15 protein-coding genes are annotated in these 22,836 nt (G+C 46.8%); 4 read left to right on the forward strand and 11 right to left on the reverse strand.

Features of this window, described 5'->3' with window-relative positions; translation table 11 throughout:
* Positions 1–82: 82 nt before the first annotated feature.
* From FW758_RS13305 to prfB, 5 genes are all read right to left on the reverse strand, one after another.
* Positions 83–517, reverse strand: a complete 435-nt coding sequence (locus FW758_RS13305) for a PaaI family thioesterase (protein ID WP_012090074.1) — start codon at positions 515–517, stop codon at positions 83–85.
* Positions 518–701: 184 nt separating this feature from the next.
* Positions 702–2,867 (reverse strand): catalase/peroxidase HPI, encoded by a 2,166-nt coding sequence (gene katG, locus FW758_RS13310; protein ID WP_446445635.1) that lies wholly within the window; start codon positions 2,865–2,867, stop codon positions 702–704.
* Positions 2,868–3,178: 311 nt separating this feature from the next.
* On the reverse strand, positions 3,179–4,651 hold the full coding sequence (locus FW758_RS13315) for a carbon starvation CstA family protein (RefSeq protein WP_411356863.1): 1,473 nt from the start codon (positions 4,649–4,651) through the stop codon (positions 3,179–3,181).
* Positions 4,652–5,338: 687 nt separating this feature from the next.
* Complete coding sequence (gene lysS, locus FW758_RS13320) at positions 5,339–6,841, reverse strand: lysine--tRNA ligase (protein WP_446445636.1); 1,503 nt, start codon at positions 6,839–6,841, stop codon at positions 5,339–5,341.
* Between the two features lie 28 nt (positions 6,842–6,869).
* Positions 6,870–7,968, reverse strand: a protein-coding gene (prfB, locus tag FW758_RS13325) for a peptide chain release factor 2 (RefSeq protein WP_006080387.1) whose coding sequence is annotated in 2 segments (ribosomal slippage) — positions 6,870–7,892 and positions 7,894–7,968 — 1,098 coding nt in all. Because the reading frame shifts where the segments join, the coding sequence is not laid out codon by codon here.
* Positions 7,969–8,507: 539 nt separating this feature from the next.
* Between prfB and fdhF the strand changes: the two genes are divergently transcribed.
* Positions 8,508–12,785 carry a formate dehydrogenase subunit alpha gene (gene fdhF, locus FW758_RS13330; RefSeq protein ID WP_446445637.1) on the forward strand — a complete coding sequence of 1,426 codons (4,278 nt, stop codon included), beginning with the start codon at positions 8,508–8,510 and terminating at the stop codon, positions 12,783–12,785.
* Between the two features lie 182 nt (positions 12,786–12,967).
* Here fdhF and FW758_RS13335 read toward each other — a convergent pair whose 3' ends face one another.
* The 6 genes from FW758_RS13335 to ohrR form a co-directional block, all read right to left on the reverse strand.
* Positions 12,968–14,632: a methyl-accepting chemotaxis protein gene (locus tag FW758_RS13335; RefSeq protein WP_446445638.1), complete on the reverse strand. Its 1,665-nt coding sequence runs from the start codon at positions 14,630–14,632 to the stop codon at positions 12,968–12,970.
* A 125-nt stretch (positions 14,633–14,757) separates the two neighbouring features.
* Positions 14,758–15,906: a chromate efflux transporter gene (chrA, locus tag FW758_RS13340; RefSeq protein ID WP_446445639.1), complete on the reverse strand. Its 1,149-nt coding sequence runs from the start codon at positions 15,904–15,906 to the stop codon at positions 14,758–14,760.
* A gap of 202 nt (positions 15,907–16,108) precedes the next feature.
* Positions 16,109–16,930, reverse strand: coding sequence for a substrate-binding periplasmic protein (locus FW758_RS13345; RefSeq protein ID WP_446445640.1), 822 nt, complete (start codon positions 16,928–16,930; stop codon positions 16,109–16,111).
* Positions 16,931–17,092: 162 nt separating this feature from the next.
* On the reverse strand, positions 17,093–18,265 hold the full coding sequence (rlmC, locus tag FW758_RS13350) for a 23S rRNA (uracil(747)-C(5))-methyltransferase RlmC (protein WP_446445641.1): 1,173 nt from the start codon (positions 18,263–18,265) through the stop codon (positions 17,093–17,095).
* A gap of 108 nt (positions 18,266–18,373) precedes the next feature.
* Positions 18,374–19,549 carry a glycerol-3-phosphate dehydrogenase/oxidase gene (locus tag FW758_RS13355; RefSeq protein WP_446445642.1) on the reverse strand — a complete coding sequence of 392 codons (1,176 nt, stop codon included), beginning with the start codon at positions 19,547–19,549 and terminating at the stop codon, positions 18,374–18,376.
* A gap of 133 nt (positions 19,550–19,682) precedes the next feature.
* Positions 19,683–20,180: a hydroperoxide resistance transcriptional regulator OhrR gene (gene ohrR, locus FW758_RS13360; protein ID WP_259214986.1), complete on the reverse strand. Its 498-nt coding sequence runs from the start codon at positions 20,178–20,180 to the stop codon at positions 19,683–19,685.
* 139 nt (positions 20,181–20,319) lie between these two features.
* Between ohrR and FW758_RS13365 the strand changes: the two genes are divergently transcribed.
* From FW758_RS13365 to FW758_RS13375, 3 genes are all read left to right on the forward strand, one after another.
* The gene (locus tag FW758_RS13365) at positions 20,320–20,745 is read left to right on the forward strand and encodes an organic hydroperoxide resistance protein (RefSeq protein ID WP_446445643.1); all 426 of its coding nucleotides are present in this window, start codon (positions 20,320–20,322) and stop codon (positions 20,743–20,745) included.
* A 274-nt stretch (positions 20,746–21,019) separates the two neighbouring features.
* Positions 21,020–22,465, forward strand: coding sequence for a cytochrome C biosynthesis protein (locus FW758_RS13370; protein WP_446445644.1), 1,446 nt, complete (start codon positions 21,020–21,022; stop codon positions 22,463–22,465).
* Positions 22,466–22,587: 122 nt separating this feature from the next.
* Entirely contained in the window at positions 22,588–22,773 is a 186-nt protein-coding gene (locus FW758_RS13375) for a hypothetical protein (protein WP_006080378.1), read from the forward strand.
* Positions 22,774–22,836 lie beyond the last annotated feature (63 nt).

A 22,836-nucleotide genomic window follows, 5' to 3' on the forward strand; every position in this document is an offset into this window, starting at 1 on the left:
AGGCCGTATCGCCGCAGCACGCGATGGAAAAGCCAAGGCAAAGTGCAGCACAGATAAGATTGCATGAGCGCATTGAATCGGTTTACGGCCTTAAAATCATGCATGTCGCCGTGGCGGTAGCCAGTAATTTTCCATCCTGCGTTTTTAGCGTGCCTTCCGAAATCCCTAAGGACTTAGACAGATTAATCACTCTGCCCTCGGCCACTAACACTTGATGCTTAGGCACAGGTCGAATCATTTTAATATTCAAATCGATAGTACCGTAACCCACACCCGCTTCGAGCAAAGTGTGCACAGCGCAGCCAGTAACAGAATCCAGTACAGTGGCAGCGAAACCACCATGAACACCGCCCAGCGGATTCAGATGCTTATCATCAGCTGTCGCATGAAACAGCACTGAACCTTCTTCGGCTTGAACCAAGGACATAGGCATAGTCTGGGTGATCGAAGGTGCGGGCAGTTCGCCCTTTGCCATTGCCTGTAAAATAGCTAAACCCGACATTTGCTGAATGTTCATATTCCTACCTTAAATTGATAAACACCATTACAGATTAATAAAAATGACCGCGTAACCACAGAGGATTAGGCGATCATTTGACTGAAAATCCACTTAAGCGCTAAGCCAACCTTCAACACGACAAGGCTTAAATCGGATCCATTAACCACTAAAATAAAACTAACAATATCAGTTAAAGCTAAGCTCAGCGGAGATCAAACCTGTCTAAGTTCATTACCTTAGTCCAAGCCGCGATAAAGTCATCGATAAATCGCAGCTGCGCATCGCTGCTCGCGTACACTTCTGCAAGCGCACGTAGCTGCGAGTTAGAGCCAAAGATCAAATCAACCCGCGACGCCGTCCATTTTTGCTGGCCGCTAACGCGATCCACGCCCTCAAACCTATCTTCCGCTTTTGAGGTGGGTTTCCACGTCGTGCCCATATCCAGCAAGTTAACGAAAAAGTCGTTGGTCAAAAACTCAGGACGCGCAGTAAATACACCTGTCTTAGATTGATCAGCGTTAGTATCTAACACCCGCAACCCGCCGATGAGTACCGTCATTTCCGGTGCAGTTAAGGTCAGTAATTGTGCCCTATCGACCAATAACTCCTCCGCAGATACCGAAAATTGAGTGGGATGATAATTTCTAAAGCCATCGGCGACTGGTTCTAGCACCGCAAAAGATTCCACATCCGTTTGCGCTTGTGTGGCATCCATACGACCCGGCGTAAATGGAATAGTCACTTCAACTCCCGCATTTCTGGCCGCTTGGTCAATACCGACACAACCTGCCAGCACAATCAAATCAGCAAGGGAGATTTTTTTACCACTTTTGTTGAACTCAGACTGAATACTCTCAAGTACTTTCAGCACCTTAGCAAGTTGCTCAGGCTGATTCACTGGCCAATCTTTTTGCGGCGCGAGGCGAATTCGAGCACCGTTCGCACCACCGCGCATATCAGAACCACGGTAGGTCGAAGCAGAGGCCCAAGCGGTTGATACTACTTCTGAAATCGTTAATCCAGAGCCAATAATCTTAAGTTTAAGATCCGTGACATCCTGCTCATCAACCAAGGAATGATCAACCGCTGGGATGGGATCTTGCCAAAGAAACGCTTCTGCTGGCACTTCAGGACCCAAATAGCGTGTGCATGGCCCCATATCCCTGTGCGTCAGCTTGTACCAAGCCTTTGCAAAAATCTCGGCAAACTCATCGGGATTTTCAAAGAGTCGACGCGATATTTTCTCGTAATCAGGGTCGAAGATCAGTGCAAGGTCAGTGGTTAACATGGCCGGCACATGGCGTTTTGAGGCGTCGTGCGCATCGGGAATCACCCCTTTACCCGCACCATTTTTAGGTATCCACTGATGGGCGCCCGCAGGGCTCTTAGTCAGTTCCCATTCATAACCGAATAGATTTTCAAAGAAATTATTACTCCATTGGGTTGGCGTTGAGGTCCAAGTCACTTCAAGACCACTGGAAATAGCATCGCCACCTTTACCGCTTTTGTAGCTACTCTTCCAGCCTAGCCCTTGCTGCTCAATACTAGCGGCTTCAGGCTCAGGCCCGACTAATGCCGCGTCACCAGCCCCATGGGTTTTACCGAAAGTATGGCCACCGGCAATCAGCGCCACAGTTTCTTCATCATTCATAGCCATACGGGCAAAGGTTTCGCGAATATCAACGGCGGCAGCGAAGGGATCGGGATCGCCATTGGGTCCTTCTGGGTTGACGTAAATCAGCCCCATTTGCACTGCGGCGAGGGGATCTTCAAGATCCCGTTCACCAGAATAACGCTTATCGTCTAACCACTTATCTTCGGCTCCCCAGTAGATATCGGCTTCGGGTTCCCAAATATCCACCCGCCCACCGGCAAAACCTAAGGTTTTGAATCCCATAGATTCCAGCGCGACATTGCCCGTGAGGATTATCAAATCGGCCCAGGAGATTTTATTGCCATATTTTTGCTTTATCGGCCAGATAAGCCTGCGGGCTTTATCGAGGCTGACGTTGTCAGGCCAGCTATTTAACGGCGCGAAACGTTGATTACCACTGCCCGCTCCGCCGCGCCCATCACCAGTGCGATAGGTGCCAGCGCTGTGCCAAGCCATACGAATAAATAGTGGTCCATAGTGGCCAAAGTCCGCTGGCCACCAGTCCTGTGAATCAGTCATTAATGCGAGGAGGTCTTGCTTTACCGCGGCCAAATCGAGGGATTTAAAGGCTTCAGCATAATTGAAGTCATCACCCATAGGATTCGACAAGGAAGAGTGCTGGTGCAGAATATCGAGCCGCAGCTGTTTAGGCCACCAATCTCGATTCGTGGTGCCACCAGCAGAATGATGCATAGGACATTTGTTCTCAGACATAACGTGCTCTCCTTCTGTTCGCAAAAAATATTCAAATAAATAAAAACTAAATGACTTTTGCTGCATGTTTGTACTGCATAACGTTCTCTATCACCGACTAATCGTTTCAATAGAGAAACAAAAACCAGTCTAACGACCTTACCTTACCTCTAGATGAAACGCGATGAATCATCCCATTAAATAATGTTCAGCAAACATTCCCCTTTATAAATTATGATATTAAAGGATAGTCAAGTTACTGCGGATCATAAAAAAACAAGGGCTGCAAAATGCAGCCCTTGTGTCTATCGGGTCCAACTAAGCGTAACGGACTATTTCACGTCTGCCACAAGTTTGCGGCGGTTGTGCGCAATGATCAGCGCAATTAAACAGATAACCCCGACTGCGATACCCACAGGCTGGCTCAAAGGTTGTGGTAAACCAAGACCAATACCCGCAGTCATAATGTAAGAAACTGTGACACTGGTGCCACCAATGGCTGGCAGGCTGACAATCCAATGGAAGGTCCCGCGATCGAACAAATACTTAGTCGCTAACCACAATACACTGGTTGATAGCAGCATATTTGAGAAGGCAAAGTAGCGCCAAATCAAGGAGAAATCGATCTTCGTCATAAAGTACGCAATCGTGAGAATAGGTACCGCGACAAGTAAACGATTACGCATGCTTTGCGGAATATGGAAGGCGTCGATAATCGTCAGTCGCAACGAACGGAACGCGGTATCACCAGAGGTGATCGGGAAGATAGCCACGGCCACAATCGCCATAATGCCGCCCACCACACCGAGATAAGTCGTCGCCACTTGGTTAACCACTAAACCTGGGCCACCTTGGTCGAGCAGACTCTTAAGCTCAACATAACCACCAGGGAAAGCCGCAATACCGGCCGTTGCCCATACACAAGCAACAATACCTTCAGCAACCATAGCGCCATAGTACACGGGACGCACATACTTCTCGTTGGTCAAACAACGGGCCATGATAGGCGCTTGGGTCGAGTGGAAACCACTGATCGCACCACAGGTAATAGTCACAAACAACAGTGGCCATACTGGTAAGCCGTCTGGATTTGGCTCAAGTAACTCGTTGTTGTAGTGGCTGTGATCAAAATAAGCAAACACATCACCCATTTCAGGTAACTGCGGCGCATTGAGCATCAGGGCAACTGCGATAGAAACCGTCATCACTATCATCAACAAACCAAATGCGGGATACAGTTTAGTGATGATTTTATCGATCGGCAGCATAGTCGCCAAAAAGTAATAGGCTAAAATCACTAACACCCAGAAGGTGTTATTGCCAAAGATGGTGTCTTTGAAATAATCGAGATTACTCAGCAAACCTGCTGGGCTCATGATAAAGACCACGCCCACAAAAAACAGTAGCATGGCGGTAAACAGCAACATCACGCCTTTAAAGTAGATATTAAAGTAATGACCAGCTATCTCAGGCAAACTCTTACCGTCTTCTTTAATGCTGAGCACGCCAGAAAAATAATCATGCACCGCACCGCCTATAATGTTTCCCAGCACAATCCACACCAAGGCAATAGGACCGTATAAAGCACCGAGGATCGGACCAAAAATAGGCCCCACACCCGCAACATTGAGGAATTGGATCAGAAACGCTTTAGCTGGATGAACAGGCACATAATCAACACCATCTTCGAATTTTGCCTGTGGCGTCTTAGCTTTAGGATCGATACCCGCTTGACGTTCAACAAAGGGGCTATAGAACTTGTACGCAAGCACTAAGAGTGCGATACAAATAAAGAAAATTAACATTATTTAATTATCCATACTTTAGTAGGAGGTGATTTAATGGAGAGTTTCATTGAGTTAGCGACTGAGGTCAAGCAACACCCTATTAGACTAATGTCGGGTTGATTATCTGAAACTGCCACTGGGTGGGCATAGGTGAATAAATGCGTTTAAAAAAGTTCATCGTACTGTTTATAACGTCAGTGATGTAGCCTGCTATTTTGGCATTCACTGATTGCCGCATCTTAACCTCTTCATCCTAGGTCTTCCCGTAAATCTTCTCTACCAATAATGAAATGAACACAGCCAATATCGTGTATAACTGGTGACTGGATGCCCTCACCTTGGCTGAGTATTTCCTGACATCCCAATATGAAACCCCAAGTTAAAGCCACAATCGACACTCACAAACTAAACCCGCAATCTACACTACAATCGATAGCCACAACCTGAAACTCACTTGCCACTTGATGATGTTCATCTAACCTATTTTTAGGTCACTAATAGCTCGACTCTAGCAAGCATCATTTTTAGCTATTTTAGAAAACAAAAAACCAGCCAAATGGCTGGTTTTTATGGGGCATATCATCGCCGTGATGGGTAGGTCATTCCTAAACTCACTGCAAACTCAACTTATTACGACTTGCTAGCAGTCGCGTAGCTAAGGCTAATGCAACAAAATGTACCAATGAAAAACCTGGTTCGACTGCATTACGCCTGTGGGCGCATCGCTGGGAACAGGATCACGTCACGGATAGTATGAGTGTTAGTGAACAACATCACTAAACGGTCGATACCAATACCTTGACCTGCCGTTGGTGGCAAACCGTGTTCCAGTGCAGTGATATAGTCTGCATCGTAGAACATAGCTTCATCGTCGCCTGCATCTTTCGCGTCAACCTGTGCTTTAAAGCGGTTGTCTTGATCTTCAGCATCGTTCAGCTCGCTAAAGCCGTTAGCCACTTCGCGGCCACCGATGAAGAATTCGAAACGGTCAGTGATGAAATGGTTGTCATCGTTACGACGTGCCAGTGGTGAAATGTCCGCAGGGTAGCCAGTGATGAAGGTCGGTTGCATCAATTGCCATTCAGCGGTTTCACCGAAGATTTCTTCAAGTAGCTGACCACAAGTCCAGAACTTCTCAATCTTCATGCCTAAGCTTTTCGCTAAATCGCGCATGAATTCAACATCTTTCACTTGCTCATAGGTCATAGCTTGAATAGTAGCGTTATCAGGATTGTACTTCTGAATCGCTTCTAACATGCTTAAACGTTCGTATGGGCCGCCGAAATCGACTGTGTGCTCGCCATATGGCATTTGCGCACTGCCAAGCAGTTCGATAGCAATCGAGCTAAGCATTTCTTCGGTTAAGTCCATCAGATCTTTGTAGTCTGCATAAGCCATATAGAATTCCATCATAGTGAATTCTGGGTTATGACGTGGCGACAGACCTTCGTTACGGAAGTTACGGTTGATTTCGAACACACGCTCAAAACCACCTACCACTAAACGCTTCAGATATAATTCTGGCGCAATACGCAGGTACATTGGCATGTCTAAGGCGTTGTGATGAGTGATGAAAGGACGGGCCGAAGCACCACCTGGGATCACATGCATCATAGGGGTTTCAACTTCCATGAACTCTTTTTTGATCATGAAGTTACGGATTGCAGAAACCACTTTAGAGCGCATGATAAAGGCATTGCGTGAATCTTCGTTAACGATCAGATCCACGTAACGTTGACGGTAGCGCATTTCTTGATCGGCTAGACCATAATAGTCCGCAGGCAATGGACGCAGTGCTTTGGTCAGTAGCTCGTACTGCTCCATGTTGACGTATAAGTCGCCTTTGCCAGACAAGTGCAGCTGACCGGTTACACCGATAATGTCACCGATATCCAGACCTTGAAAACGCTCTTTCAAGTCAGCTTGTACGCTTTTTTCAGCATAGGCTTGAATACGGCCAGATACGTCTTGGATCACTAAGAAAGGACCACGTTTTGCCATGATGCGGCCAGCAATGCTGGTCTTAAAACCTAAGGCTTCGAGTTCTTCTTTAGTGTTTTGACCATACTGTGCTTGCAGTTCAGCCGCTTTATGGGTGCGACGGAAGGTATTTGGATGCGCATTAGCACTACAGTTTGGGCGGATGCTTTCTAGCTTGGCACGGCGCTCGGCGATCAGTTTGTTCTCATCAATTACTTGTTCAGTCATCTTATTTCTCGTCTATACCTTGAATTAATTACAGCCCAGATTTCAAACTGGCTTCGATAAACTTATCCAGATCGCCATCGAGTACCGCTTGAGTGCTACGGTTTTCAACGCCTGTGCGTAAGTCTTTAATGCGGGCATCGTCTAATACATAAGAGCGAATTTGACTGCCCCAGCCGATATCAGACTTAGCGTCTTCTGCGGCCTGTTTGTCGGCATTTTGCTTGAGCATTTCTAACTCAAACAGTTTTGCTTTCAGCTGCTTCATCGCAGCGTCTTTGTTCTTGTGCTGTGAACGGTCGTTCTGACACTGCACGACTGTGTTAGTCGGTAAGTGGGTAATACGAATCGCCGATTCTGTTTTGTTAACGTGCTGACCACCCGCGCCCGATGCACGGTAAGTGTCGATACGCAGATCCGATGGATTGATATCGATAGTGATATCGTCGTCGATTTCTGGATAAACGAACACAGAGCAGAATGACGTATGGCGACGACCCGATGAATCGAATGGCGACTTACGCACTAAGCGATGCACGCCCGTTTCGGTACGTAACCAACCGAACGCATATTCGCCAGTGAACTTAATGGTCGCGCCTTTAATACCGGCCACGTCACCATCGGTCACTTCCATCAACTCTGGGCTAAAACCATGGGCTTCGCCCCAACGCAGGTACATACGCAGCACCATGTTGGCCCAATCTTGGGCTTCGGTACCACCACTGCCAGACTGAATGTCTAAATAACAGTTTGACGCATCTTGCGGGCCGGAGAACATACGGCGGAATTCGAGATCGGCAAGGCGGCTTTCGAGATAATCCAGCTCTTTACTGGTTTCGTTGAACGTGTCTTCGTCTTCCTCTTCAATAGCCAGCTCGAGTAAGCCTTCAACATCTTCAAGACCTGAGTCCATATCGTCTATGGTTTTGACCACAGCTTCTAGGCTGGCGCGCTCTTTGCCTAAGGCTTGGGCGCGCTCTGGGTCATTCCACACTTCTGAACTTTCAAGCTCACGGGTAACTTCTTCTAGACGCTCATTTTTGGCATCGTAGTCAAAGATACCCCCTAAGAAGCTGCGTGCGCTCGGCAAGCTCCTTAATTTTGAATTTTACTGGATTAACTTCAAACATGAATTTTCAACTTTCTTTATTTGGCCGCTTTAATTGATCTTCCACTAAAAGAGGCAGTGATTAACAGTATTTGCAACCGCGCATTTTAACCTAACCAGGCTGGTAAACCTAGGGGGGCACTGTTCATTAAATGGGATAACGAGGATTATTTTCCGGCCTAAAAGACCACATTGCCACCGCCGAGACTAACAAAAAGCGCGGAGTTAAGACTGTGATCTTACTTAAATTTAGCTAAGCCAAGTGATTCAGTAGGCCAAACGCGCCCCAAAGTACGACTGACTTGCCAAGAAAACATTCGTAATATCAATGAAATTACCACTAAAAAGCACAAATACCACCAACCTAATCACAGCGCAATTCGAACAAACATTCATCAGCGCACAGTCTGCACTAGGTTTGTGATTCAAGCTGCAATTCTGTTGCAAACTTCCCTCGCCCATAAGCGTCTTCTAAAGCTGTCTAGGTATACTCGAAGCAACCTAAGCCTGCAGCCCCGCGCTATAGCAGCTAAGCACCCTACATATAAAAAAGGCCATGGGATGATAGAACTTCGAATTGATGACCAAGTGTTGTCGGTTAACCCGACCGATAACCTACTGCAAGTGGCACATGCCGCGGGCATTGCCATACCCAGCTTATGTGATCCCAGCACAGCCTCGCAGCAATTAGGCACTCATGCACACACTCACGCAGACTCAGACAAGCAAGCCTGCAATTTGTGTGTCGTCCAAATTGAAAATGCCGATGCCAGTTTGCGCTGCGTACGCGCCTGCGAAACGCCTATCGAAGCGGGCATGCGGGTGATAACTCAGTCTGAATTCTTAAGTCAACAGCGCAAACAAGCACTGACAGCGATCTTAAGCGATCACTTCGCCGATTGCGAAGCCCCGTGCCAGCAAGCATGCCCTGCGGGCGTCGATGTGCAGAGTTACCTGTTTCACATAGCCCAAGGCAACCATACTGAAGCCGTTAAAATCATTAAACAAACCTTGCCACTGCCGCTATCTATTGGCCGTGTCTGCCCTGCTTTTTGTGAAGCACAATGTCGCCGCGGACTGGTCGATGAGCCCATCGCTATTCGTCAATTAAAACGCCACGCCGCTGATCTCGATCTCGCCGATGGCGAAAAGGGCGGCACGAGTTATGTGCCGCCACGCCAAGCCGACACGGGCAAAAAAGTTGCGATTATTGGGGCAGGGCCAGCAGGATTAAGTGCAGGATATTACTTATCAAACCAAGGCCATAGCGTTGAGATATTCGAAGCTATGCCACAGGCAGGTGGCTGGCTGCGCTATGGCATTCCTGAGTATCGTTTACCTAAGGCGATACTCGATAAAGAAATCGCACTCTTGTGCCATAACGGGTTAACCATCCACACAGAAACACGTCTCGGTCACGAGATACATTTAAATCAATTAGTTGAAGATTTTGATGCCGTCTGTCTCGCCATTGGCGCCCAAAAAGCTGTGCCTATGGATTATCCCGGCAGCACACTCGCGGGTTGCTACTTAGGTGTCGATTACTTAAAAGATCATTGTCTCGAAAAGACACTTGTTTTAGGTAAGAAAGTCGCCGTCATTGGTGGTGGCAATACCGCTATTGATTGCGCCCGCACAGCAGTGCGTGAAGGTTGCGATGTCACCCTAATTTATCGTCGTACCCGCGCAGAAATGCCCGCCGAAGCTTACGAGGTACATGAGGCCGAAGTCGAAGGGGTGAAGTTTCATTTTTTAACCAATCCGCTTGAAAACCATAGCGATGCGCAAGGTAGAGTCCATTCAGTCACCTTCGCTAAGATGGCGCTCGGCGAAGCCGATGCCTCTGGCAGACGCGCTCCCGTTGATACTGGTGAAACCTTTACCCAGGATTTCGATACTGTGATAGCCGCAGTATCACAAACTCCCGATATGAGTTTTATGCAAGATCCCGCGAGCCACTTAAGCAATGGTGAACTCGCTCTCAGCCGCTGGAATACCTTTATTGGCTGCGAGCACACTATGTCATCAGGGGTTGAAAAACTCTTTGTGGTGGGGGATGCACGCCGCGGCCCTGCTACCGCAGTCGCCGCGATAGGCGACGGCAATAAAGCCGCAATTGCCATAGATAAATTGCTCAAACAAGGCCTAAGTTGCGAGCTGCATGCCACTGAATTTAATTCATCAAAAGCAGTCGGTAACACAATAAAACAAAGCTTACCAACTATCGAACTCTACCCCTCTGTCGCACGTAAAGCCCGTTTAACCATGCCCGAATTGAACGCGGTGCAACGTTTGCTAAATTACGGCGAAGTCGAGCTAGGCTTTGCTCCCGATGCCGCAATGCAAGAAGCTGCTCGCTGCCTTGAATGCGCCTGCCAAGCCAATACGGATTGTAAGTTAAGGGACTATGCGACCGACTACCATGTCGAGCCTAAGTCACTCAACACTCAAAGCGCGCGTAAGTTTTCGGTCGATAAATCGAGTCCTTTCATTCAATTTGATGCGAATCGCTGTATTAGCTGCGGTAAGTGCGTCGATGTGTGCCAACTGCAAAGTGGCCATTGTGCGATTCAATTTGCCCATGATTCCTATCAAGCACTGCCACAAGCCCTAAGCGAAACCATCGAACGCCGCGCACCGAGAGTCGGCTTTAGCGCCAGCATGGCCGACAGCAAATGTGTGCAATGTGGCAACTGTGTGCAGGTTTGCCCAACGGGCGCGCTCGTCGATGCGCGGGATAAACGCCAAGGCGATGAAACGCCACTCAAAACCGCCTCAACGATTTGTACCTATTGCGGCGTAGGCTGTCGGCTTGACCTTAAAATCGATACCAGCACGAATCAGATCCGACATATCGAAGGCAATAAAGAGTCTGTGGTAAACCAAGGCATGTTATGTGTGAAAGGCCGGTTTGGTTTCGATTTTATTCACAGTGAAAAACGCCTCACCACGCCACTCATTCGTAAAAATGGCCAGCTCACGCCAAGTAGTTGGCCTGAAGCCATCGCCTATGTGGCCGAACATTTACAGCAAATAAAACAGCAACATGGCAGTAATGCACTGGCAAGCTTGGCCTCGGCAAAAGCCACCAATGAAGAAAACTTCCTGCTGCAAAAATTTGTCAGAAGCATACTCGGCACCAATAACATCGACCATTGCGCCCGTCTGTGTCATTCATCTACGGTAACAGGCCTGCAGCAAAGTATCGGCAGTGGTGCCATGACCAATGACATTCCGAGCATTCAAGCATCGGATGTGATTTTTATCATAGGCTCAGACACCAGCAGTGCTCACCCGATCATCGCCTCGAAAATTAAGCAAGCCGTGGCTTTGCATGGTGCAAAATTAATAGTGGCCGACCCTAAACGTGTCGCCATTGCCGACAGTGCACAGCTTTATGTCGCCCACAGACCCGGCACTGACGTCATGTTACTCAATGCGATTATGGCGGAAATCATCCGCAACGACTGGCAGGATAAAAGCTACATTACCGCACGCACCGAAGGAGTGGATGCCCTCTACGCTGAACTCGCAAAAGCAGATTACAGTCTAAAAAACGCGGCCTTGATAACTGGCGTTACAGCCGAAGATATCGCCTGTATCGCCCGCACCATAGGCACGGCCGAAAAAACCGCAATCTACTATGCTATGGGCATTACCCAGCACACGACGGGACACGACAATGTCACCGCCATATCCAATCTACAACTTCTGTGCGGCAATATCGGGGTTGAAGGTGCGGGGATTAACCCACTTCGTGGACAGAGTAATGTGCAAGGTGCCTGCGACATGGGCGCACTGCCTAACTTCTTCAGTGGCTACCAAAAAGTCACCGACATTCATGCCAGAATGCGTTTCGAGGCACACTGGCAAACGCCGTTATCGGGGGAGATTGGCGTAACCGCAACCCACATGATGCATGATATTTCCAAAGGGACCATTAAAGCTTTGTATGTCATGGGCGAAAACCCTGTATTGAGCGATCCTGACCAAGCCCATGTGCTTAGGGCGCTTCACGCTATCGACTTTTTAGTGGTGCAGGATATCTTTCTCACCGAAACAGCCGAGCTTGCCGATGTGGTTCTGCCCGCCGCCGCGTTTGTCGAAAAACGCGGTCATTTCACTAATACAGAACGGCGAGTACAGCGACTCGAACGAGCCCTGTTACCGCCAGGCGAAGCCCTGCCCGATTGGCAAATTGTCCAAGCCATTGCCAATGCGATGGGCGCCGCTTGGGATTACCCCAATGAAGAAGCGATTTGGCAGGAAATCAATGAGCTAACACCACAATATCGTGGTATTACTTGGCAGCGATTAAGCACTGGAGATGACGGTAAAATTCCGCAAGGTATTCAATGGCCTTGCCCAGATACAACCCATCCGGGAACGCCCATCATGCACCAAAATCAATTCACCCGCGGCTTAGGCAAGTTCACGCCAGTGAGTTATCGCTTACCCGCAGAAATGCCCTGCAGTGAGTACCCGCTCACCCTCTCAACCGGACGTTTACTGGAACAGTTCCACACAGGCACCTTAACCCGTAAAACAGCGGGGCTCGACTTAGTCGGCTCGCCTAAAGTGATGATTTCAGTCTATGACGCTGAGCAACTCGGGATAGGCAATGGCGATAAGATCAAACTCACTACCCGTCGCGGCGAAATTGAAATCGACGCCTTTGTGACGAAAAGAGCGCAAGCTGGCGTGCTATTCCTACCCTTCCATTTTGTTGAAGCGGCGGCAAATAAACTCACCATCAACGCGCTCGATCCTGTGGCTTTTATCCCAGAATATAAGGTCTGCTCTGTGAGGGTGGAACGGGTTGTCGAGAAGATTGATTAAGGCGAACGAGCTAAGGTGAATGGGTTAGCGTACATTGACTAGAGTGAATTGGCTTACTTGAATTGTCTAAAGTGAATTAGCTTGGATGAATTCACTCAGCTGAATTAACGCTTAAAAAATAAACGAGCCCAATAAAAACGGGAGACCTTAAGTCTCCCGTTTTTTTATTTAGATTGATGTAATTAAATCCTAAACTGTCCCACTAATTTACCTAAGTTAATGCCTTCCTCTGATACCGTCAGACTCACTCTGGCCGCATCTTCGCTGGAGTGCAGTAGCTCATTCACAATCTCTTGGATGGCATACACGTTACGGTTAATTTCTTCGGTTACTGAGCTTTGCTCTGTCGCCGCAGCTGCAATTTGGGTACTCATGTCGTTAATAGCCGTTACCGCTGAAGTGACTGAACCTAAACTATCGGAAATCGTGCGAGAAGAATCCACCGAACGCACGCAGCTTTGTTGACTCTCTTCCATCGCTTTCACGGCTTGGGCCACTAGCTTATGTAATGCCGATAACATCTCGTTGATTTCTAACGTACTGGCTTGAGTTCGACTGGCTAAATTACGTACCTCGTCGGCGACCACAGCAAAACCTCGGCCCTGTTCACCAGCACGGGCGGCTTCGATGGCGGCGTTTAATGCCAATAGGTTAGTCTGCTCAGCAATACCGCCAATCACAGACAGTACGCTGTTGATCTTCTGTGATTGCTCGCTGAGTGATTTGATACTGCCAGCCGCATTGTTGATTTGCGACATTAAAGAGGCAATTTCTTCAAGCGAAGCATCAACACAGCGCTGGGCATTCGCCACATCGCCAGTAGCTGCATGAGTCGCTTCGGCTACTTGAGTGGTATTCTTAGCCACTTCGTTCGCAGTAGATGACATCTCAGTGATCGCCGTCACCACTTGGTCAGTTTCATTGTTATGACTGACTAACTGACTCGACATAACTTTAGTTTGATCATGAATCGCATTGGCTGCCGTTTTTACTTTAGCGGTCGCGGTCGCGACATCGCCGATGATATTTTGCAGTTTATCGACAAAGAGGTTAAAGGAGCGCCCAAGTTGGGCAATTTCGTCTTCACCTTTTACGCTAAGTCGCTTGGTTAAATCCCCTTCGCCCTTAGCGATATCATTTAAGTTATCGGCCATATTCTTGATTGGCACCACCATACGATGGGCGGCAAGCACTACAGCTATTGCCGTTAAAACACTCAATAACACAGATGTTAAAATACTTCCAAAAGCCTTATCTTTCATGTTTTTAGTTGCAGCAAATCGATAGTCTTCGACCACCTTTTCAATATCATCGACATAGGCGCCAGCACCAATAATCCAATCTTTACCTGGTACAGTCGCAGCAAAACTAATTTTTGGAATTAACTTTGAAATCCCTGGTTTAGCATGTACATATTCAATAAATCCATCACCATTTCTTGCGGCATTGATTAAACCCACAACGACTTTTGTTCCATTTGGATCTGTCATACCTATTAAGTTTGCACCTTCTTGCTCAGGCTTAACTGCATGAAACACACTTAGCCCATTAAAATCATAAATAAAAAAATAACCAGCAGTTCCAAAGCGCAATGTGCGTAAAGCATCATTTACATTACCACGTTCACCTAAGCTCAATTGATAGCTCGTTGCTGCAAGACCAATTTCAACAGCTTCTTTTAATTGTAACTGACGCTCATGTACAAGTTTTTCTCTAAAGTTAACAATTTCTTGCTCTAAAGCATTTTGCTCAACGAAATAAGACATCAACATAATCAAAGATAAAATGAGAATTAAAGGTAATAGAGCTAATAACAATAACTTATTTCGCAGACTAAAATTAGACATAATTAATGCTCCAGAGGAATACAACTTGTATCTTTGGAGTATAGCTAACATTGTTACCCGTATGCTGGCTTAAAGTAACAAAATCTTAATCTTGCTCAAGAAACCTGCAATTAATTGCCCTCAGTTCAAAGCAGATTTAGCAAGATCCCACACAAGCTAAAGCTTAAAACCAGCACCAGCACGGGTGGTTTAAATAACTTCAATGCACCAAAACCGAGCAATACCAAGGCCATATCTTTGCCCGAGAATACCGCCTGAGAAAAAACCGGTTGATAAAGTGCAGCGGCAAGTAAGCCAACAACGCAGGCATTGACGCCCGCTATCGCGCCAGCAATTTTTGGTCTTGCGGCAATCGCATGCCAACTCTTCAACCCCACCAGCATGAGTAAAAAACCGGGTAAGAAAATAGCTGCTGTCGCGATGCAAGCTCCCATGAAAGGTTTATCTAGCATGACTTCGGCGCCTAAAAAGGTCGCAAAAGTGAACATAGGCCCAGGCACAGCTTGGGCAAAGGCATAACCCGTCAGAAAACGATCGCCGCCTATGGTATCGCCCACTGCTGTTTCTAGCAGAGGTAGCACAACATGACCGCCACCGAACACTAAACTCCCTACGCGGTAAAACTCGCTGAAAATCCAAGCCTCAGGTCCGAAATCCACCATAAAAAAACTGCCGATGAGCAGCACGAAAAAGAGCAGTAAATAGAGATAATTCAAGCGGATCGGTGCAAGCGGCACAGTGTCATCTTGCGTCGCACTCAATTTATAAATACCGATAGTCGCAGCGCCGAGTAACAAGAGGATTTGCGTCCACATAAATGGCGCAATCAAAATCGCCGCAGCACTGACTAGCATCAGCAAACGGGCGGATTTGCGTTGGCAGAATTGTTTAAACATGGCAAGAACGGCATCGGCAACCACAACGACGGCCATTAACTTAAGCCCATAAATCATCCCTTGAACATAATGATTAGCAAGCCACGCCGACGTTGTTACCGCCAGTAAGTACATCAAAATAAAGGAAGGTAGCGTAAAACCAGCAAAGGCAGCAAGCGCCCCCACCAGTCCACCTCTTTGATAACCAATGGCAAAGCCCACTTGGCTCGACCCTGGCCCCGGCATAAATTGGCTTAAGGCGACGAGACTGGCATAACGCTTATCATCGAGCCAACCGAGTTCATTAACAAAGGTCTGGCGAAAATAACCAATGTGCGCCGCAGGTCCGCCAAAACTCATCAGACCAAGGGTAAAAAAACGTAAAAATATCTGCAGCATCAACTTTGCCCTTGAATACATAAAGTAAACAAGATTATGCCACCAAAAAGACAATGCGATGAAAGTAAAATCAGCAGAACACAGACATAAAAAACTGGAAAATCCATTTTTCGGGGCATAATAGTGACCCGAAAATATCATTAAAAAGATGTAGCGTGATTGATTAGGTGTAACTTCTCAGTTTTGAAAGAATTCAAAGCACTTAATAAGGCATGTTCATATCTTCGTACATAACAGGGTCTAGATAAGCGGGTGTCATATTCCATTTTTCATAAATATGATCAAGTTTTTTCTGTTCAAGTAGATTTTGTAGTATTCGGTTAAATTCAATCACGACTTCCCGCTTATTGTACGCCATATCAAATGCAATACAGTAGTAAATATGTCCTTCTGCTCTAAAGTAATTGAGATCTTTTAGATTCATTTGTTGGGCATAATAGGCTCCAACATCTTTATTGCTGTAGTAGGCTATAAATCGTTGTTTCGCCAACATTCTCAGAGGAAATTCATCTCCTTGAGGAGAAACTTCAATCTGGAAGGGCTTAAGACCTTTATCGAGCAATTTTTGTTGCTGTTTCAATAAAGATGTCTCAGTGTTTGAAGGACCGTAAACACCAACATCCTGACCAGAGAGCTGATATATACTTTTGATTTTAAATGACTTTACACTATAAAAACCATATTCAGTCTCAACCATAGGGATTGAAAACATCATTGTCTTTGCCCGCTCAGGATTCCAAGCGAGAAAAATACCATTCGCCTTCCCTGTTGTAAGCATCTGTTTTGCTCGGCGATTTGGTTTGATCTCTATTTCACATTGCTGAGGTAATTCTTGACAAACACGCATAGCGACTTCAACTAAGAGCCCATAATTTTGTTGTTGCTGATTTTGATAACTGAATGGAGCGAAATCATGAAAGACTAGACGTAATGGAGCGCCTTGAGCTGGTAGACTTAATCCTGATAGTGTGTATAAGAAAAACACACTTGCAATAGCTATCGTACAATTAAATTTTGAACGCATATTTATTATTCACGAAAGCAAACATACATTTTAATAATATAGTCGCTATTCTATAAACTGCCTCAATCCAGAAACACTTCTTCGCTTTCAAGCTTTGGGTCACGCCAAAATAAGCAGTATGAGGAATGATCCCTTAACACCCAAAGCCAATACTGACACTAACTATGCTTTAACCAACATAGCTAAGACTTCAAAATGATCAGTATGGGGAAATAAATCAAATAGCTGCACCTTGGTTAAGTGATAACCTTGAATATGCTCAAGATCTTCCGCTAAGGTTTTGGGATTACAGCTGGAATAGAGAATCGCCTTAGGCGCAAACTCGCTTAATGACTGGCATAAAGCCTCGCCAATGCCGCGCCTCGGTGGATTAACAATAATCAAATCCGGCTTATCGGCAGCGCTTTTGCCCTTGGCAAAGTCGGTGGAATCGAGCGCCATAAATTGCACGTTTTCGAGCCCCATCATTTGCGCTGACATTTGCGCGCAGGCAATCGCCTCGGCTTCAATTTCAATCCCTGTGAGTGTTATGTCTTTGGATGCGCAGTGCAATCCAAAACCGCCGACGCCACAGAAGAGATCCCATATTGAGCGTGGAGAAAACTCGGCAACCCACTCACGGGCGGTTTGATATAACTGAGCCGCAACCTGCGGATTGGTCTGGAAAAAACTCTTAGGCCGAATGAACAAAGGCACATGATTAAAACGCTCTTCAAGCCTAGTATTCTCAGTTAAGAAAATCTCTTCATCGCCCTCAAGTATCGCCATATGAATCGGTTGAATATTGACTGACACGACTTTTATCTGCGGATATTCGGCCAATAATGCTGGTAATTCGCGTTCGATACGTTCAATGCCATTGCGTGATCGCAGCACAAAACGCAGCAGATATTCGCCGCGTACTTGGCTGCGGGTCAGCAGAATAAACTTAAGCTCGCCCTTGGCTTTATCAACCCGATAGGGAGGAAGCCCTGCCTGCTGCACAAAGCGGGTTAAACGGTGCAAAAAGGCTTGCATATCAGTGGGATATAACAGGCAGTCGCAAAGATCTACCGCCTCACCACTTGGGCTCACAATCCCCAACACGGGTTCATGGGCGGCGCCAAGCACTACCATTTTGGCTTTATTACGAAAGCCGCTGTCGTCGCCAGTAATGGGAGGCAGAAAAAGTTCTGCCGAATTTGCGGGAATAAAAGGCGCGAGTAATTGCTGTAACGTTTGGGTTTTAACCGCCACTTGCTGCACTAGAGGCTGCTGAATATGCCGGCAAGAAAGGCACTGACCTTGATTAAAATAACCACATTGCTTGACGGCATTCACAATAGCAGCACTCACGACAGATCCTAGATTCAGTAAAAAAGCGCAACACTGTAGCGGTTTTACGGGTAAAAATCATCTCGAAACACACTCAAACCAGTATCAAGGGCGCAATTTTAGGTTTATTCAAGACAAGCTGAGTTTATCAACATCGGCAATCGCCTCGCGCTTACCAAGGGCCTTTTCAATCCATTCAAGTACTTCTGCCGAGGTGCTGCGAAACGTCGTTAACTTACCGCCGTATAAACTGAGGATGCGCGGATGGGAAATTGATGTTTTCATCAAGGTATCCCGCGGTCGCTCAAAGGCTTGGCTATTTTGCTTAGGTAAAACCCGAATGCCGCAGAAGGTTTGAGTTATCTTCATCTTAAGCTCATCAATCTCCGGCGTTAGCGGGAAGTAATGCTTATAAATACCAAGCAGATAATTAATTTCAGACTCGGTCGCTTCGGGTGGTTTATCTAAAGAAGCCAGTTCCGTTTCTGTGGTGCCAACCAAGGTTTGCCCATACCAAGGCATCACAAATATAACCCGCTTATCGAAGCAAGACTCTAAATACAAGATGCCATCGGGCGCAGGAATATCCAGTAGCACATGGGCGCCTTGCACCCAATCGAGTTCAACACCAGCTAGTGGAGGCAAGACTTTGCTTAAAACCGCATTCACCCAAGGACCGGCAGCATTGATCACTAGACTCGCTTCGGCTTTATGGATTTCGCCCCTGTGGCTAAAACTCAGCTCACAAGTTTCGCGCCTATGTTCCAGCTCAAGAAATTCAGCCTCGGCATAGACTTCAGCGCCCAATGCCTGCGCGCTGCGCGCCACCGCTTGAGTGAGTAATTTGTCATCGGTCTGCGCATCCCAATACTGAAACACCGCCTTTAATCCTTTGAGTTTCAATCCTTTAAAACGATGCCAATGTACGGCAGGCACAGACACAAATTGACCCAAGGAATCAAACTCACTCAGCAGTGCATACATGCTTAAGCCCGCGCGAATAGTCCAGGGACTGCGCTGACTGTTGTCATACACTGGAATATAAAAAGGCACAGCTTTAACCAGAGTGGGCGCAAGATTGAGTAAATGGCGCCGTTCAAGCAAGGACTTACGGACTAAATTGATTTGCCCCGTTTCTAAATAGCGCAAGCCCCCATGGATAAGCTTGCTGGAATTAGCCGAGGTTTGGCCGCCAATTTCGCCCCTTTCAATCAGCAAGGTAGAATAGCCCGCCGCTACCGCATATTGGGCAATGCCGACACCGCTGATCCCACCGCCAATAATGGCTATATCGAAACTGGCCATAACTCACTCTCGCTAACGTTCCATAGACGACCGACCTACTGAGCCTCATGCATTCAATCAAGCTCAGTCGAACAGCTAATAAGCGTTAATATGTCAATAAGTTAGTCTTAGATCAAATCTCGACAATAAGAGTTTAATCAATACTGGCATGTAATTGTTTAAGTGCTTGATCGCACATGGCCTTTAAGGCTTTTAACTCGCTCGCCTCGCCGCCGACTTTGCAACGCATTAAATGGGGGATTTCACTTGCCTGTGTTTTGAGCGCAATTCCTGCGGGCGTTAAGGCGAGCACTCTCACGCGCTCATCCTGTTCGCTGCGACCGCGAGTCACTAATCCCTTGGATTCTAACCGCTTGAGCAATGGCGTTAACGTGCCTGAATCGAGGAAGAGTTTATCCCCTAAGGTTTTGACACTAATGCCCTGCTCTTCCCATAACACTAGCATGACCAAGTATTGCGGATAGGTTAGATCCAATTTATCTAACAAAGGGCGATAGGCTCGCACCATAGCATTCGCGGCGCTATAAAGTGAGAAGCACACTTGGTTTTCAAGGCATAAGGCATTATCTGCGCTGGTATTTTCGGCCATATCGACAGGATTAACACGGGTGTTGGGTTGAGTTGTTGCCATAGGAAGATCCGACCAATTAAATATATTGCGCACAATATACTTGCATTCACACCAAAGATCGAATTATAGTTTATCACAATTGAATTACACACAATTCAAATCAATTTACTTAATCCTTAACCTTAGAAGGTCTAATACTATGAAAACACTTTATGAAACACGTGCCACAGCAAAAGCGGGTCGTCAGGGTCAAGTTAGCACTGATGATGGTTTACTGGATGTAGCGTTAGCCTATCCAAAAGCCATGGGCGGTAGCGGACTTGCCACTAACCCAGAACAACTGTTTGCCGCAGGTTATGCTGCCTGTTTCTCAAACGCCGTTTTGCATGTCGCTAAAATCGGCAAAGTGGATATTACCGAAGCGCCAGTCAGTGCGGTTGTTGGCATAGGTGCCAATGATACCGGCGGTTTTGCATTAGCGGTTGCTTTAGAAGTTAGCTTAGATTTACCGCAAGAAGCCGCTGAAGCATTAGTGCGTCACGCGCATCAAGTTTGTCCATACTCGAACGCTACACGTAATAATATCGACGTGAAACTGAGCGTAAATGGTGTTGCGTTAGGCTAACCATAATCCATCATAGACACTTGTTGATAACGTCAGGAATAGAGCACCCTCGGGTGCTCTATTCTTATTTGCCATTAACGACTCAAGCTGAGAGTGAATGCGGATCACACCATTTCACAGGGAGATAAACTGGTTTCAGTTCCCAAAAAATGGTTATTCGCGAGTTAACTAACACTTCTTAATATCTAATTTAATCAAAATGATTGATTTAAGTAGAGTAAGAGATAATCGAACCGTTTGACGATACTTAAACCCACTCTCAGTGGGAGGCGCTATGACAAAATATCCATCGAAATTATCTCTGTTTTGCTCGCTATTATTCCTCTTTGCCTTTTCAATCCCTAGCTGGGCCGAGACAGCGCCAGCAAGCTCAGCGGATCAAACTTGGCATTATGTGAATGCTCAAGGTGAGCTCAAAATTAAACTGTATTTCTTCTGGTCCAAAACCTGCCCACATTGTGCAGAGGCCCATCCTTTTATTGATTCATTACCGCAAAAATACCCTTGGATAGAACTCGAATCCCATATGGTGTCCGCTCCAGGCGTGCAGGATATTTGGCAAACTATCGCCGCAAAAACCACGACAGAGGCGCGTTCTGTGCCCTATATGGCCAGCTGCGAAAAAGCAGTGGTGGGCTATTCGAGCGAAGCGGTCACGGGCGAGTTTCTCGTCAATCGACTGAAAAATTGCTATTTATCCCTTGGCGGTAAACTGAGCGAAGCGGACTTGCCCACCAAAGGCGTTGTCAGTACGAGCGCGAGTACAGAAACCGATGCGCCGCTATTTGGCACCTGCGGCACAGATACTGGCGAAGGCACCTGCGATGCCACCAGCTTGGGTGACGCTACAGAACCGTCGTCAGTGCAATCTGAAGTGCAGCCCGTTGAGTTACCTTTAGTGGGCGTAGTGACACCTGAGACTATGTCTTTGCCGCTGCTCACCTTAGTGCTCGCAGGCGTGGATGCCTTTAACCCCTGCGCTTTCTTCGTTTTACTGTTTTTATTGTCGATCATGGTTAATGCCAAGAGCCGCAGCCGAATGTTGCTCGTCGGCGGGATTTTCGTGTTCTTCTCTGGCTTTATCTATTTCTTGTTTATGACCGCATGGCTGAACATCTTCCAGCTGTTGGGCGCTGGCAGTGATGGCGGCATGATCATCTTAGCGGCGGGTTGTTTGGCCTTAATCGCTGGGGTCATCAACATTAAAGATTACTTCTTTACTAAGGGGGAAGTGACGCTGTCGATGTCGGCGGAAAATCGGACGAGCTTGATAAAGCGCATGGGTAAACTGTCAAATTCGAGTAGCTTAGGTGCCTTACTTATTGGATCGACCGTACTAGCCGTTCTCGCCAACGCCTATGAACTACTCTGTACCGCGGGCTTCCCGATGATTTACACCAGCGTGCTTTCTATGCACAATCTGCCAGACATTGAACGCTATATGTACCTGGTTTTATATAACATTGTTTACGTGATCCCGCTGGCGATTATCGTTATCGTCTTCAGCGCGACCTTAGGTAAACGTAAACTGACTGAAAAAGAAGGCCAAGCCCTAAAACTCATGTCAGGTGTGATGATGTTGGGTATGGGTATCGCGCTGGTTATCGACCCTACTGCACTGCAAAATGTGGCGCTGGCACTGGGGTTGATCTTAGGCTCATTGGGGATTACAGCCATTATTGTCATCGGCCGCAAACTGTTCTCGGCTAAGGCCAAGTAATTGACGAAACAATCGGCGAAATAATTGGCAAAATAATGGAAGATTGGCAAATTTATGGCTAACGACTAAAGTTAACCTTGGGTTTGCCGATAAAGGGATCCAGCTTACAATCGAGGTTAGTTATGTCTATTTCACTGAACACCCAAGCTATCGCACCTAATCTAGAAAATGGTGCAGTTGGCGTTAAGGTTGCTCAATTAGCCAAAGAGCAGCAAAAAGCCGAAGGTAAAATCGCGGTAGATTTAATTGCAGCTGCGGCGCCAAAACCGGTAGGTAATGCAGGCCACAACATCAACACTACGGCCTAATTGTTAGCAATACAGCATTTAAAAAAGCGCCTCTGACTATAAGGGCGCTTTTTTTTGTTATTT

It is taken from the genome of Shewanella sp. 1180_01 (assembly GCF_052850535.1).

Bases quoted from the DNA above. Each gene is read 5' to 3' on its own strand.
- FW758_RS13375 (WP_006080378.1), top strand. From the start codon at position 22,588: ATGTCTATTTCACTGAACACCCAAGCTATCGCACCTAATCTAGAAAAT.
- lysS (WP_446445636.1), bottom strand. From the start codon at position 6,841: ATGACTGAACAAGTAATTGATGAGAACAAACTGATCGCCGAGCGCCGT.
- chrA (WP_446445639.1), bottom strand. From the start codon at position 15,906: ATGCTGCAGATATTTTTACGTTTTTTTACCCTTGGTCTGATGAGTTTT.
- FW758_RS13365 (WP_446445643.1), top strand. From the start codon at position 20,320: ATGAAAACACTTTATGAAACACGTGCCACAGCAAAAGCGGGTCGTCAG.
- ohrR (WP_259214986.1), bottom strand. From the start codon at position 20,180: ATGGCAACAACTCAACCCAACACCCGTGTTAATCCTGTCGATATGGCC.
- katG (WP_446445635.1), bottom strand. From the start codon at position 2,867: ATGTCTGAGAACAAATGTCCTATGCATCATTCTGCTGGTGGCACCACG.
- FW758_RS13335 (WP_446445638.1), bottom strand. From the start codon at position 14,632: ATGTCTAATTTTAGTCTGCGAAATAAGTTATTGTTATTAGCTCTATTA.
- FW758_RS13315 (WP_411356863.1), bottom strand. From the start codon at position 4,651: ATGTTAATTTTCTTTATTTGTATCGCACTCTTAGTGCTTGCGTACAAG.
- fdhF (WP_446445637.1), top strand. From the start codon at position 8,508: ATGATAGAACTTCGAATTGATGACCAAGTGTTGTCGGTTAACCCGACC.
- FW758_RS13305 (WP_012090074.1), bottom strand. From the start codon at position 517: ATGAACATTCAGCAAATGTCGGGTTTAGCTATTTTACAGGCAATGGCA.
- FW758_RS13345 (WP_446445640.1), bottom strand. From the start codon at position 16,930: ATGCGTTCAAAATTTAATTGTACGATAGCTATTGCAAGTGTGTTTTTC.
- FW758_RS13355 (WP_446445642.1), bottom strand. From the start codon at position 19,549: ATGGCCAGTTTCGATATAGCCATTATTGGCGGTGGGATCAGCGGTGTC.
- FW758_RS13370 (WP_446445644.1), top strand. From the start codon at position 21,020: ATGACAAAATATCCATCGAAATTATCTCTGTTTTGCTCGCTATTATTC.